Annotated in this window: 13 protein-coding genes; 6 read left to right on the plus strand and 7 right to left on the minus strand. The window is 66.8% G+C overall.

Annotated elements, in window-relative coordinates; translation table 11 throughout:
• Position 1 precedes the first annotated feature (1 nt).
• From sdhA to C8258_RS16640, 3 genes are all read left to right on the plus strand, one after another.
• Positions 2-1786, plus strand: coding sequence for a succinate dehydrogenase flavoprotein subunit (gene sdhA / locus C8258_RS16630; protein ID WP_106955939.1), 1785 nt, complete (start codon positions 2-4; stop codon positions 1784-1786).
• Entirely contained in the window at positions 1786-2562 is a 777-nt protein-coding gene (locus C8258_RS16635; protein WP_036498394.1) for a succinate dehydrogenase iron-sulfur subunit, read from the plus strand. Before sdhA ends, C8258_RS16635 begins: the two co-directional genes overlap by 1 nt.
• 232 nt (positions 2563-2794) lie before the next feature.
• Positions 2795-3679, plus strand: a complete 885-nt coding sequence (locus C8258_RS16640) for a phenylalanine 4-monooxygenase (protein ID WP_106955940.1) — start codon at positions 2795-2797, stop codon at positions 3677-3679.
• A 13-nt stretch (positions 3680-3692) separates the two neighbouring features.
• Here the strand turns inward: C8258_RS16640 and C8258_RS16645 are convergent, their stop codons facing one another.
• Positions 3693-4343: a TetR family transcriptional regulator gene (locus tag C8258_RS16645; protein ID WP_233225135.1), complete on the minus strand. Its 651-nt coding sequence runs from the start codon at positions 4341-4343 to the stop codon at positions 3693-3695.
• Positions 4333-5793, minus strand: coding sequence for an MFS transporter (locus C8258_RS16650; RefSeq protein WP_106955991.1), 1461 nt, complete (start codon positions 5791-5793; stop codon positions 4333-4335). Before C8258_RS16650 ends, C8258_RS16645 begins: the two co-directional genes overlap by 11 nt.
• 304 nt (positions 5794-6097) lie before the next feature.
• On the opposite strand from C8258_RS16650, the gene C8258_RS16655 reads away from it, so the two are divergent.
• Together C8258_RS16655 and C8258_RS16660 are read left to right on the plus strand one after the other, a co-directional pair.
• Entirely contained in the window at positions 6098-7411 is a 1314-nt protein-coding gene (locus C8258_RS16655; RefSeq protein WP_106955942.1) for a D-alanyl-D-alanine carboxypeptidase family protein, read from the plus strand.
• Positions 7412-7446: 35 nt separating this feature from the next.
• Positions 7447-8547: a D-isomer specific 2-hydroxyacid dehydrogenase family protein gene (locus C8258_RS16660; protein ID WP_158271267.1), complete on the plus strand. Its 1101-nt coding sequence runs from the start codon at positions 7447-7449 to the stop codon at positions 8545-8547.
• 34 nt (positions 8548-8581) lie between these two features.
• Here C8258_RS16660 and C8258_RS16665 read toward each other — a convergent pair whose 3' ends face one another.
• Complete coding sequence (locus C8258_RS16665; RefSeq protein ID WP_106955944.1) at positions 8582-8782, minus strand: DUF397 domain-containing protein; 201 nt, start codon at positions 8780-8782, stop codon at positions 8582-8584.
• Positions 8782-9663 (minus strand): helix-turn-helix transcriptional regulator, encoded by an 882-nt coding sequence (locus tag C8258_RS16670; protein WP_106955992.1) that lies wholly within the window; start codon positions 9661-9663, stop codon positions 8782-8784. Before C8258_RS16670 ends, C8258_RS16665 begins: the two co-directional genes overlap by 1 nt.
• Before the next feature lie 251 nt (positions 9664-9914).
• On the opposite strand from C8258_RS16670, the gene C8258_RS16675 reads away from it, so the two are divergent.
• A complete protein-coding gene (locus C8258_RS16675; protein ID WP_233225136.1) occupies positions 9915-11282 on the plus strand; it encodes a serine/threonine-protein kinase in 1368 nt (455 codons plus the stop codon).
• Positions 11283-11306: 24 nt separating this feature from the next.
• Here the strand turns inward: C8258_RS16675 and C8258_RS16680 are convergent, their stop codons facing one another.
• The 3 genes from C8258_RS16680 to C8258_RS16690 form a co-directional block, all read right to left on the minus strand.
• Entirely contained in the window at positions 11307-11930 is a 624-nt protein-coding gene (locus C8258_RS16680) for an antibiotic biosynthesis monooxygenase (protein WP_189594907.1), read from the minus strand.
• A gap of 98 nt (positions 11931-12028) precedes the next feature.
• A complete protein-coding gene (locus C8258_RS16685; protein WP_106955946.1) occupies positions 12029-13051 on the minus strand; it encodes a hypothetical protein in 1023 nt (340 codons plus the stop codon).
• Between the two features lie 3 nt (positions 13052-13054).
• Positions 13055-13414, minus strand: coding sequence for a hypothetical protein (locus C8258_RS16690; RefSeq protein WP_106955947.1), 360 nt, complete (start codon positions 13412-13414; stop codon positions 13055-13057).

A 13414-nucleotide genomic window follows, 5' to 3' on the forward strand; every position in this document is an offset into this window, starting at 1 on the left:
GATGAGTGAATCCCGTCCGGTTCAGGAACACCGCTACGACGTGGTCATCGTCGGTGCCGGTGGCGCGGGGATGCGCGCGGCGATCGAGGCCGGCCCCCGGGCTCGCACCGCCGTGCTGACCAAGCTGTACCCGACCCGCAGCCACACCGGCGCGGCTCAGGGCGGTATGTGCGCCGCGCTGGCCAACGTCGAAGAAGACAACTGGGAATGGCACACCTTCGACACCGTCAAGGGTGGTGACTACCTGGTCGACCAGGACGCCGCGGAGATCATGGCCAAGGAGGCCATCGACGCGGTGCTGGACCTGGAGAAGATGGGCCTGCCGTTCAACCGGACGCCCGAAGGCAAGATCGACCAGCGTCGCTTCGGCGGTCACACCCGCGACCACGGCAAGGCGCCCGTACGCCGCGCCTGCTACGCCGCCGACCGCACCGGCCACATGATCCTGCAGACGCTCTACCAGAACTGCGTCAAGCACGACGTGGAGTTCTACAACGAGTTCTACGTGCTCGACCTGGTGATGACCGAGACCGACCGCGGTTCGGTCGCCACCGGTGTGGTCGCCTACGAGCTGGCCACCGGTGAGATCCACGTCTTCCACGCCAAGGCGATCATCTTCGCCACCGGCGGTTCCGGCCGCATGTACAAGACCACCTCCAACGCGCACACGCTGACCGGTGACGGTATGGCGATCGTGTTCCGCAAGGGACTGCCGCTGGAGGACATGGAGTTCCACCAGTTCCATCCGACGGGCCTGGCCGGCCTGGGCATCCTGATCTCCGAGGCCGTCCGCGGTGAGGGCGGCATCCTGCGCAACGCCTCCGGTGAGCGCTTCATGGAGCGCTACGCCCCCACCATCAAGGACCTCGCGCCCCGCGACATCGTGGCCCGGTCGATGGTCAAGGAGGTCCTCGAGGGTCGCGGTGGCGGCCCGAACAAGGACTACGTCTTCATCGACGTGACCCACCTCGGCGAGGACGTGCTCGAGGAGAAGCTGCCCGACATCACCGAGTTCTCCCGCACCTACCTGGGTGTGGACCCGGTGAAGGAGCCGGTGCCGGTCATGCCGACCTGTCACTACGTGATGGGCGGTATCCCGACCCGCATCCGCGGTGAGGTGCTGCGCAACAACACCGACGTGGTCCCCGGCCTGTACGCGGCCGGCGAGTGCGCCTGCGTGTCGGTGCACGGCTCGAACCGCCTGGGCACCAACTCGCTGCTGGACATCAACGTGTTCGGCCGACGCTCGGGCATCGCCGCCGCCGAGTACGCCGCCCGCACCGAATTCGTCGAGCTGCCGGAGAACCCGGCGCAGATGGTGCAGGACTGGCTGGCGCTGCTGCTGAGCGACCACGGCAACGAGCGGGTCGCCGACATCCGCACCGACCTGCAGGTCACCATGGACGCCAACGCCGCGGTGTTCCGCACCGAGGAGACCCTCAAGACGGCGCTGACCGACATCCACGCGCTCAAGGAGCGTTACCAGCACATCACCGTGCAGGACAAGGGCAAGCGCTACAACAGCGACCTGCTCGAGGCCGTCGAACTCGGCTTCCTGCTGGAGCTGGCCGAGGTCACCGTCGTGGGCGCGCTCAACCGCAAGGAATCGCGCGGCGGCCACGCCCGCGAGGACTACCCCGACCGCGACGACGTCAACTTCATGCGCCACACCATGGCGTACAAGCAGGTCGAGCCCGGTAAGCCGGCGGAGCTGATCGCCGACATCCAGCTCGACTTCAAGCCGGTCGTGCAGACCCGTTACGAGCCGATGGAGCGTAAGTACTGATGACTGCTGTAGCCGAAGCCCCGGCCGGGCAGAAGCCGGCCCCCGTGCCCGACGGGTCGACCATGGTGACGGTCAAGGTCGCCCGGTTCAACCCGGAGGACGACAAGGGCGCGCACTGGGATTCGTTCCAGGTGCCGGTCCTGCCGACCGACCGCTTCTTGAACGTGCTCATCTACATCAAGTCCTACCTGGACGGCACGCTCACCTTCCGGCGCTCCTGCGCGCACGGTGTCTGTGGTTCGGACGCCATGCGCATCAACGGTGTGAACCGGCTGGCGTGCAAGGTACTGATGCGCGATATGCTGCCCAAGAACGGCAAGGAGCTCACCGTCACCGTCGAGCCGATCCGCGGCCTGCCCGTGGAGAAGGATCTCGTGGTGAACATGGAGCCGTTCTTCGACGCGTTCCGCGCGGTGAAGCCGTACCTGATCACCTCGGGTAACGCGCCGACCCGCGAGCGCATCCAGTCCCAGACCGACCGGCACCGCTTCGATGACACCACCAAGTGCATCCTGTGTGCCTGCTGCACCACCTCCTGCCCCGTGTACTGGAGCGACGGCAGCTACTTCGGCCCGGCCGCGATCGTGAACGCCCACCGCTTCATCTTCGACAGCCGCGACGAGGGCGCCCGCGAGCGTCTCGACATCCTCAACGACGTCGAAGGCGTCTGGCGCTGCCGCACCACCTTCAACTGCACCGACGCCTGCCCCCGCGGCATCGAGGTCACCAAGGCCATCCAGGAGGTCAAGCGCGCCCTCCTGTTCGCCCGCCCGTGAGGTAGCAGACTCGCAGAGTCCGAAAAACGAAGGCCGCCCGCATCTTTCGATGCGGGCGGCTTTTTCGTCTCGGTTACGCGTCAGCCACATGTCCGGGTCGTGCCGAGAGGGCGTATCGACTGACGATCGAGCCTCTCGGCGCGGAGTCCATAGGACCGGCTGCAACTAGGCAATTTGCTCAGTTTGCTGGGGGTTTGTTGTCGGATCGAGGTCGGGGTGCTTGCCTGGAGGCATGTTCACCGAAGCTCAGTTGTATTCGCCGGTTACCAAGGGTAGCGACGGCGATGTCACGGTGCATTTGAGTGCCGAGCATCCGGGTGTGCACGATCCGGAGTATCGGGCGCGGCGCAACGCCATCGCCGCGCTGGCCTTGGCGTATCGGGAGGGCGAGTCGCTGCCGCGCATCGACTACACCGAGGAGGAGCAGCAGGTGTGGCGCATCGTGTCGGCGGAGTTGACCCGCAAGCATCGGACGTACGCGTCGGCGGAGGTGCTCGACGGTGCCCGGCGGCTGGGCCTGCCCACCGATCACATTCCACAGTTGGACGAGGTAACCGCGAAATTGGTGCCGCTCACCGGTTTTCGTTATGTACCGGCGGCGGGACTGGTGCCGTTGCGCGAATTCTTCGGCTCGTTCGCCGATCGAATTTTCCACTCCACCCAGTACATTCGCCATCATTCCGCACCGCTGTACACGCCGGAGCCCGATTCGATTCACGAAATCATCGGGCACGCAAATCAATTGGCCTCGCCGCGGTTCGCCGCGATCTATGCCGAAGTGGGCGCCGCGGTGGCCCGGCTGGAGACCGAGGCGGCGCTGAAATTCCTGGCCGACGTGTTCTGGTTCTCCATGGAATTCGGCGTGGTGCGCGAAAAGGGTGAAGTGCGTTGCTACGGTGCGGGTTTGCTGTCCTCGTTCGGTGAGATCGAAGAGTTCCGGCACGCCCGGCTGCGTCCGCTGAACATTCACGACATGGGCACCGCGACCTACGACATCACGCACTACCAGCCGATTCTGTATTGCGCGGAGTCGATTTCCGAGATCGAGGACGTGATCGGCGGCTTCTTCGCCACCATGACCGACGACAGCGCGGCCGCCGAACTGGCCGCGTCCTGAGTGTGGGCTGCCGTCAGTCGTCGGATTCCGAGGGAGTCGCCGGTGCCAGCGGCATGCCCGCCTCCATGAATTCCACGATCCGGTCGATCTTGTCCAGATCGAGCCCCTCCCGGCCGAACGCGGTCATCATCGCCCCGATCATCGCCCCGGAAAAGGCGCGGACCTCGAAGTCGCCCGGATCGCGGCCGACTCGGCGTGCGAGCAGCGCGGAGACCAGATCCACGTTGCGCTCGGTCTCCTGCATGATCACGCTGCGCAGCTCGGGCTCGTTGTAGATCAGCCTCATCCGGTCCTGTTCGAACTGCCAGTCCTGCGGGTCCAGATTGTCGAAGGTGTCGCGCATCGCCTGGCGGAAGGCGGCCAGCGGCGACAGCTCCAGCGGCTGGGATTCGAGCGCGTCGATCATGATCGGATCGACGTCGTCGGCCAGCACCACCTGCTCTTTGGACGGGAAATAGCGGAAGAACGTGCTCGGCGAGATATCGGCGGCCTCGGCGATCTGCTCGATCGTGGTCGCCGAATACCCCTGTCGCTGAAACAGTTTCATCGCTTCGGCGCGGATGGTGCGGCGGGTGCGCTGCTTCTTGCGTTCGCGCAGACCCATCCGGGGCGACGTGGTCGCCCCGGAATGGGCCCGAGCGGGTGCGTTCGACTCAGCCGACATGCACCGATTCTCCCGCATCGGCGCCGGCGTGCGGGTCCGGCTCCCCGCTTCGGGTCCGGATCACCGCGAGCAGCGCCGCCACCGCGCACACCCCGGCACACAGCCACAGCATCGCGCCCATCCCGGAGACGAAGGCCGACTGCACGTGGGCGAGCATGTCACCGTCGCCGGTGGCCCGAGCCACCGCCACACCCGCGTTCACGCCGTCCGAGATCGGCTCGTGGTTGTACGAGCCCAGGTCGGAGCGATACTGCGTGGCGAGCACGGTGCCCAGCACCGCGACGCCGATGGTGCCGCCGGCCTGGCGCAGCGCCTGTAGCAGCGCCGATCCCGAGCCGGCGCGCTCGGCGCCCAGCTGACCCATCGCCATCCCCATCGCGGCCGGCATGACCAGGCCCATCGCGAAGCCCAGGATCGTGGTCCAGGCGGCGGTGTAGCCGTAGCCGCTGCTCACCTGGGTCATGGCGCCCATGGCGAGACCGGCGCCGAGGATCAGGAAGCCGCCGCTGAGCACGATCCGCGCGCCGAGTTTCGGCAGCAGTTTGTCGACCGCGCGCGTGCCGACCACGAGCCCGCCGATCAGCGGCAGCAACCGCAGCCCGCTGCCGAGCGAATCGACGCCGAGCACCGCCTGGAAGTACTGCGGCACGGTGAAGAACATCCCGAACATCGCGAAGTTCACGAATACGGAATACGCGGTGCCCCAACGGAAGCCACGGTTGCTGAACAGCGCGATATCGACCAGCGGATGCGCGATCCGCCGCTGCCACCAGACGAAGCCGCCCAGCAACACCGCACCGGCGACCACCGCCGCCCAGGCCGCGCCGTCGCCCCACCCTTGTTCGCCGAAGCGGATGAATCCGTAGGTGAATCCCAGCATGCCCGCGGCCGAGAGCAGCACACCCGGCAGATCGATGCGGAAGGCCGTATCGCTGCGGGTCTCCGGGACCAGGAGCGCGACCGCGATCAGTCCGACCACGACCAGGGGAACGTTGATCAAGAACACCGATCCCCACCAGAAATGGTTCAGCAGCCAGCCGCCCACGATCGGGCCGAGCGGCAGACCCAGTGCGGTGGAGCTGACCCAGATCGTCAGCGCGCGTTGACGTTCGGCCTGCTCCGGGAACAGGCTGGGCAGTACCGACATCGACAGCGGCATCATCGCGGCCGCCGCGATGCCCAAAACCGCGCGGGCGGCGATCAACATCCCCGCCGAGGTCGCCAGCGCACACCACAGCGACGCCCCGCCGAAGACGACCAGCGCAGCCAGCAGGAACTTCTTGCGGCCGTAGCGGTCACCGAGCGCACCCGCCGGCAGCATCACGGCGGCCAGCGCGAGCGTGTAGGCGGTGGTGAACCATTGCAGCGCAGCGGTATTCGCGTGCAAGTCGATGGCCATGGTAGGCAGCGCGACGACCAGCACGGTGGTGTCGAGCCCGATGGTGAGCATCGCGAGCGCGAGTGCACCGAGGGCGAGCCAGCGCGCCCGTCCGGTGCCTGGCGCGTCGGCAGTGTGCGCTTCGCGGTTCGCTGCCGACGGCCCGCCGGTCGCTTCCGGGCTGCCGGTCGCGTTCTCTCGCTCCGCGGTCTCGGCGAGTGCGGGCGATTCCGATGATCTCCGCAAGTTCATGACATGTCCATTCAGTTGGTTGTGTCTATATTTTGATAGTAACTATCATTTCATGGTCTCTGTCAATACTCCGGCCCCGAGTGTTCGCGGCACCATCGCGCCACGCCGCATAAGCTGCATATCGATGAACACCCGCATGTCCCGCACCGTCCGCTTCCGCCGACCCCGCGCGCTGGCGGCCGCCGTTTTGACTGCCGGGCTGCTGGGCGCCACCACGGTCACCGGGCTCGACGTGGCAGACGCGGCCCCCGCGCCGCCCCCTACGCCGTTCACCACGCCGAATACGGATTCCTGCCCGAACAAGACGGCTCCGCCGCCGCCGATCGACACCTCGGAGGTGCCGGCGCCCGGCAGTACGACGCCGTCGCCGCTGCCGGTGCCGTCGGATCCGATCGGCGGCGACAAACTCGGGCGCTGCGGAGTGGTGGTTCCGGCGGGAGCACCACCGCTGCCCGCCGACATCTCGGCGACCGCGTGGCTGGTGGCCGACCTCGACACCGGCAAGGTGCTGGCCGCCAAGGATCCGCACGGCCGCTACCGGCCCGCATCGACGATCAAGACGCTGCTGGCCGCCGTCGCGCTCCCCGCACTGGACCCGAACCAGGTCGTGATCGGCACGCAGGACGACGCGAATGCCGACGGCACCCGCGTCGGCATCGGTCCCGGTGGCCGCTACACCAACGACCAGCTGTTCCACGCGCTGCTGATGTGTTCCGGCAACGACGCCGCCCACGCCATCGCCACCCAGTTGGGCGGCGACGAAGCCACCGTCGCGAAGATGAACGCGATGGCGAAACAGTTGCGGGCCATGGACACTCGGGCCGCCACCCCCTCCGGTCTGGACGGCCCCGGGATGAGCACCTCGGCCTACGATCTGGCGACGATCTTCCGCCACGACATGCAGAACCCCACCTTCGCCTCGATCATCCACACCGAGCAGTACGACTTTCCGGGCTATCCCGCGAACCCCGCGATCCCAGACGACAAGGACCACCCCGGCTTCCCGATCGCCAACGACAACCACCTGCTCTACGACTACGACGGTGACCTGGGCGGCAAGACCGGCTACACCGACGACGCGCGGCAGACATTCGTGACCGCCGCCGAACGGGGCGGCCACCGCCTCGTCGTCACCCTGCTCAAGGCCGATGTCCTGCCCATCCGCCCGCCGGAGCAAGCCGCCCGCCTCCTGGACTACGCCTTCGCCCTCCCCGCCGGCGCGAACATCGGCTCCCTCCCCGACCGGAACACCGGCGAGGACTCGAACACCAACGTCGCCCTGGCCTCCCCGCCTGCCCACGACACCCCGACCGCCGCCGCGCAGACAACAACCCACGGCAACTCGAACCTGCGGACGATCGGCATCATCGGCGCACTGGGCTTGGCCATCGCGCTGGGCTTGTTCGGGTGGTCGCGCATGGGCCGGTCGCGGCGGTAGACGGCCCGTCGAGAAGACTTCGCGAGCGTGACGCGGTGATACCCGCCGAGCCGAGGCCCCGGCCCGCACGGCCTCGCATCCTCGTCGTCGATCCCGCGCCGGGTGAGCTGGCGATCCCGGAACTCGAGGCCTTCGCGGCACTCGGACTCACCCCGACGGTCAACCTGCGGCGAGTAGCGGATCCGAAGCTGCGTTCGGAGATCTCCCGCCGGTGGGACTCGATCGACCTCGACGGTTTCCGTGCGGACGACATCGTGACGGCGTTCGACCGCCACGGCGGTTACGACGCCCTGAAATGCCGCGCCGCCATCCCCCTGACCTGCGGCGTCTTCGAGCGACTGACCGCGAGGACGCACGATCAACCGCTGCGCCTGGTCGCCAAGGCCGCCTCGGGTGTGGACAGCTTCGACCTGGACGCTGCCGCCGAACGAGGCGTCACGGTGCTGTCCACGCCGGGCGCCAATGCCGGCGCGGTCGCCGAGCTGACGATCGGTCTCATGCTCGACGCTCTCCGCGGAATCAGCAGGCGCGATGCCGCACTGCGCGCCGGTGACTGGAGGGCGGCGATCGACGGTATGCCAACCAGGAGCCTGGCCGATTCCCGCGTCGGCCTCATCGGAAGTGGTTCGATCGCACGGGAAGTCGCGAAACGACTCGCGCCGTTCGGAGCCGAGGTCTGGGTCCACGGCTCGCCGCGTTTCACCGCGCGGGATGCGGCGCACTGGCCTTGGCGATGGACCGCTACGCTGCGCGAGCTCATGACCGGCTGTGACATCGTCTCCGTGCATGTGCCGGCCACCGCAGCGACCGCCGGGCTCATCGGCGCGCGGGAACTGCGGTGGATGAAACCCGGTTCGATACTGGTCAATACCTCACGGGCGCAAGTGGTTCCGGAAGGCACTCTCGATGCGGCACTGCGCGATCCGGATTGTGGACTCGGCCATGTGGCTGTCGATGTATTCGCCTCGGAGGGAACACAATTCACGTCGCCGCTGGCATCGAATCCGCACACCACGATCAGCCCCCACGTGGGCGGAATGACCGTGCAGGCGATGAAAGCCAGTTCCGCACAACTGCTTACCGAGATTTCGCGGTTCTATCAGAGCGCAGCGGAGTTCACCGCCCGACCAGGCTGAGGGCGGCGCCAGACCCCATCGCGGCCCGGCGCAATCAGAAGTCGAGGTCACCCCGGGCGGCGGACGCGGTGAACGCCGACCACTCCCCGCCAGTAAAGATCAAGGCGGGACCGGCAGAATGCTTCGAATCTCGCACGCCCACAAGACTGTCGGCCAGGAACGCTACTTCGACGCAGTTCTCGGAGGCACCGCTGTGTGAACTCTTGAACCACCGTGCGGCCGCTAGATCGTCCATTACGACACGTACTCCTTCGCTATCTGACGTAGCAAGGACCGGCTGGCGACAGCATCCAGCACACTCCGTCGGAGATCCTCGTATGCTCCATAGTAGCGCTGAACGGTGCCCGGTTTCTCAAGATACAACCCCCCCGTGAAACATTCGGTGTACACGACCGATGGTTCCGCTGGTCGTCCGTCGCAGTCCGAACCGAAGTCCAGGATCACAAACGGCCCGATCGGCTCTCCCAACGGGAATCCTGCGGCGAACGGAAGAATGTGCACATTCACATTGGGACGTGTCCCCATGTCCGCCAGATGTTTCAGCTGCGCCGCCATGACCTTGGGGCCGCCGACCACGCAACGCAGGACGGACTCTCGCAGGACGACGTCGAACGTGGCCGGAAGATGTTTGCGCGTGATGCGCATCTGTCGTCGCATCCGCAACTGCACTCTCCGAGCATGCTCGTCTGCCGTATCGTTCGGGTGCCCAGCATGAAAGAGCGCGCTGGCGTAGGCCGGAGTCTGCAACAGGCCAGGCACGAGTTCGGGTTCGTAGGTCGTCAGCCGTTGCGCGGATGCCTCCAAGCCGACATAGAAGTCGAAGTTCATCGGCAGCAGATCTCCGTATTCACACCACCAGCTCAGTTCTTTACCCTGGCTCGCAAGAGCTTTCATCGCGAGCACGGCGTCCCCTTCGAAGCCGTAGATCTTGCACAGGGCCTCGATATCCACCTCCCGCAGTTGCGCGACCATGCCGTGCTCGATGCGTTGCAGGGTGCTCGCGCTGCGCTGAATCAGCGCCGCCGCCTGATGCAATGTCAGCCCGCATTCCTCGCGGCCGTTGCGCAGATACCTTCCGAGCTGCCGTCGCGGCAAGGTGGACCCGTACTCCGACATGCCTGCCTCCCAACAGGTTCCGATTCGACGCCGCCAGCACACCATCACGCGAACCACCACGACGCGTCCACCGCGGAATTTCATTCGATCTCCGCATAACCCCAGGAAGCTTTGCACCGACCGGCGCCTTTCGACCCGCATCCCGGACGGCGCACCCGGGCGCGCACGGCTCGGGTCCACGACGGCCGCCGTCCGGGGCGTCGATGTGTCCGGTATGGTCGGGGCGAATTTCAGGGTGGGAGGTACAGCCGGTGGCTCAGACACTGGTGCACGGTCAGGTCTTTGCCGGCTACCGGATCGAGCGACTGCTCGGTGCGGGCGGTATGGGCGAGGTGTATCTGGCATACGATCGCGATCTGCCGCGCTACACGGCCCTGAAGGTGCTCAATCCCGCCTTCGCGGGTGACGAGGACGCCCGCCATCGGTTCCTGCGTGAAGCCGATACCATTGCGCGCCTGTCACATCCGAACATCGTGACCGTCTACGCCCGGGGCCAGGAGGGCGATCGGCTGTGGATGGCCATGCAGTACATCGAGGGCACCGACGTCGCGGCGGTGCTGCGCAACGGTCCCATGCATCCGGAACACGCGGTCGCGATCGTCACCGAAGCGGCGAAGGCCCTGGACTTCGCGCACCGCGCCGGGGTGCTTCATCGCGATGTGAAACCCGCCAACATCCTGCTCGCACAGGGTGATTCGAGTCAGGTTTTCCTCGCCGACTTCGGCATAGCGAAGATCCTGGATCATACGAACGAGTTGACGCGGTCCGGCGAGGTGCACGCCAGCCTCCGGTACGCCGCGCCCGAACAGCTCGACCCCGGTGTGCCGGTCGACCACCGGGTGGATGTCTATGCCCTCGGCTGCACCCTGTACCACATGCTGACCGGAACGCCGCCGTATCCCGGCGCCTCACCCGCTCAGCTCGTCCATGCCCACCTCAACCTTCCGCTTCCCTCTGCGAGTCAGCAGAACCCTTGGCTACCAGCGGCTTTCGATGCGGTGATCGCGCGGGCCACGGCGAAGAACCCGCAGGAGCGGTTCGGCAGTTGCGGCGAACTCGCGGCGGCCGCTCAGTACGCCTCGGCCGGAAGCGCGGCGCACGCGGCACCGGCCTCCGGCTCCGGTCGCCGCTGGGGGTGGATCGTCGCCGCGATCGTGGCCGTCCTGGTGGTCCTCGGCACGGGCGGGGCCGGCGCATTCGTCCTGTACCACAACAGGTCCACCGACGACGCCCAGCATTCGGCCGACGCCGCCCGCGACGCCGCCTGTGCCTTCGGCCGCACCGTCTCCACGTACGACTACGACAAATTCGCGGCCTATCAGACGGCGGTTCTCGATGCCACCACCGGTGATCTGAAGACCCAGATGCAGTCGACCATGCCTACCTTGCGAGATGTCGTCACCCAGTCGCAGGCGCGATCCCACGTGTCCGACGCTCAGTGTTTCGTGAAGACCTCCGACGCCGATCGCGCCGAGGTCGCCGCGATCATCACCCAGGCCCTCACCAACAACACGTCATCGACCGAACGGAGCAGTCAGGTCTCGGTTCTGCTGACGATGCAGTTCGTGGACGGACGGTGGCTCGCCGCGAAGCTGGAGCAGCTGGCGGCGCCGAAGTAGCTACGGCACCGCTCCACGCCGCCCTCACACGAGTTCCGGCACCCGCAGATGGGCCAGTGCCAGTTCGAACTCGCGCACGTCGATCGCCTCGACACCGACCTGACGGGCCGCGTCGACCCGCAGCGCCGCGGACTGTTCGCGGTTGCGCTGCATGGCCTCGGCACTGTCGAAGACGCCGCAGGACACGGCACGGCCGGATGCGCGGTTGATCAGCAGGCTCGCGCTGCAGAAGCCGTCGAGCTGTTCCATCCCCGGCAGGATGTAGTTGCGGTAGGCGTCGGTCGACATGTCGAGCCGGCTCGGGTCGGTCTTGATCCAGGTGGCGCGCACGCAGGCCCCCGGCATCGAGCGGTGGTCCCGGTGCAATACGGCGATCTCCCATTCCGCGACCTGCGCGGCGGTGCCGCCGAAGACCGTCACTGCCCGGTCGCGCGCGGCCATGAAGGCGCCCTCGCTGTCGTGCATCGCGGCCTCGGATTCCCAGCCGGTGGTGGAGATGCAGCGACCGAAGGTGCGATCGACCAGCAGAGACAACCCGCTACAGCCGGGCGTCTCGGCCAGCACCGGCATGACCTCGTCCCGCATATGCGCAATTCCGGCATCGATAGCGGAGGGTTGCGCCTGAATCGTGGTAGACCGTGCGAACACGACCCACCCCCTCTCTGCTCGGGGCAGCGCCCGGCGGCGCCACCGGTGCATCTCAGCCTGCTCCGATGCGCGGGCGCTCGCAATAGGCCGTTTCGGCGTCAGTCGAGGCGCAACCGGCCCCCGTTCTCCTCCCGGTAGAAGGTGTCACCGTCAAGATCGAGACTGAATCCGGAGCCGTTCGCGACAGCGCCCGCCACTGCCGGCTGTGGCGGCTCGACATCGCTGCTCTCGGAGTCGTGGCCCAACCAGTGCTTCGCCAGTTGCGTCGCGTCGGTCTTCAAGCGCTTCTTGTCGTCCTGCGGACCCTCGACGACCTCGCCGGCGACCTTCTCGCCGAAGTCACCGACCTTGCCTTCGAACTTCTTGCGCTCCTTGGTCTTCGGCGCGCCGGGGCTCTCGGGCTCATGGGTGTGCGGGTTGCGCCCGTCGGGGGACTTGTTGTGCTCGTCCACCCCGACCGTGCGCAGAGCGCCGCCGAGCGCACCGCTCGCCGCACTCGAAATGCCGTTGTGCAGACCGGCTTTCCCGATGTCGTCGAGGCTGAAGCCGTCGCGCAGGCCGAGCGCGTTCTCCCCCGCCTCCCAAGCCAGCTCCTTACCGGCCCCCTTCATGAACCCCTTGAAGCCCTCGATGGCGGTTTCCTTGATGATGCGCGTCAGTAGTTGCTTCAGCGCCTGCTGGATCACCACACGGGTCGCGACCTCGGCCGCGGCCGCCTCGGCCATACTCGCGCCCAGCGTCTCGACCGCCGCGGCAGCGGCGATCGCCAGGTTGATCGCCAATTCGACCAGCATCGCGATGATGTAGAGCTTCACCGCGAGAATCAGCACGGACATCACCCGGCAGGCGATGGCGATCGCCTTGCAGAAGGTGACCAGACCATCCAGGTCGTCACCGGCGGTACGCCAGAACTGCTGGATGGATTCGTGGGTCCGGCCGTCGATGCGGGCGAGGATCGCGGTGGTGACGGCGTCGCCTTCCGCACGGATCTGCGACAGCGTATCGCCCATATGTTCCCAGTGGTCGGCCATCCGCAGCAGGGCGGTTTCGTCGGCCTTGGGCCAGTCGCAGGCGACGAGGGAGGCGACCGGCTTCAGATAGTCGGGGATCTCGATGCCCATCGCTTACGCCTTCCCCCCGTTGAGGCCGTTCTTCTCGATGGCGTCGCGCACCGTGTTCAGCACCCCGGCCAGTCCCTCGTCGGCGGCCTCGAGCGTGTCGGCGGCAGCGCCGGACGACTCCTCCAGATGTGCGAACATCAGCGCGGCCTTCGCGATGTCCTGCAGCGCCTGTTCGGCTTTCGGCAGATAGTTCTGTGCGAACGCGGAGCCGAAGATGTCGTCTCCCCATTTGCCGGTGACCTCACCCAGGTCGACCGCGAGATTTTTCAGGTCCTCCTCGAGCTGCTTGCCGAGTTGGCCCAGACGCGGTGCGTGCCGCCGGAATTCGTCGAGCTCGATGCGAAACTCGTTGCCGCTGGTCAT

Source organism: Nocardia sp. MDA0666 (assembly GCF_003023875.1).
In the GTDB taxonomy this organism is placed as follows: Bacteria; Actinomycetota; Actinomycetes; order Mycobacteriales; family Mycobacteriaceae; genus Nocardia; species Nocardia aobensis.

What these genes read in the sequence shown, in the direction of transcription:
- sdhA (WP_106955939.1), top strand. Translation starts at nt 2, where the DNA reads ATGAGTGAATCCCGTCCGGTTCAGGAACACCGCTACGACGTGGTCATC.
- C8258_RS16635 (WP_036498394.1), top strand. Translation starts at nt 1,786, where the DNA reads ATGACTGCTGTAGCCGAAGCCCCGGCCGGGCAGAAGCCGGCCCCCGTG.
- C8258_RS16640 (WP_106955940.1), top strand. Translation starts at nt 2,795, where the DNA reads ATGTTCACCGAAGCTCAGTTGTATTCGCCGGTTACCAAGGGTAGCGAC.
- C8258_RS16645 (WP_233225135.1), bottom strand. Translation starts at nt 4,343, where the DNA reads ATGTCGGCTGAGTCGAACGCACCCGCTCGGGCCCATTCCGGGGCGACC.
- C8258_RS16650 (WP_106955991.1), bottom strand. Translation starts at nt 5,793, where the DNA reads ATGCTCACCATCGGGCTCGACACCACCGTGCTGGTCGTCGCGCTGCCT.
- C8258_RS16655 (WP_106955942.1), top strand. Translation starts at nt 6,098, where the DNA reads ATGAACACCCGCATGTCCCGCACCGTCCGCTTCCGCCGACCCCGCGCG.
- C8258_RS16665 (WP_106955944.1), bottom strand. Translation starts at nt 8,782, where the DNA reads ATGGACGATCTAGCGGCCGCACGGTGGTTCAAGAGTTCACACAGCGGT.
- C8258_RS16670 (WP_106955992.1), bottom strand. Translation starts at nt 9,663, where the DNA reads ATGTCGGAGTACGGGTCCACCTTGCCGCGACGGCAGCTCGGAAGGTAT.
- C8258_RS16685 (WP_106955946.1), bottom strand. Translation starts at nt 13,051, where the DNA reads ATGGGCATCGAGATCCCCGACTATCTGAAGCCGGTCGCCTCCCTCGTC.
- C8258_RS16690 (WP_106955947.1), bottom strand. Translation starts at nt 13,414, where the DNA reads ATGACCAGCGGCAACGAGTTTCGCATCGAGCTCGACGAATTCCGGCGG.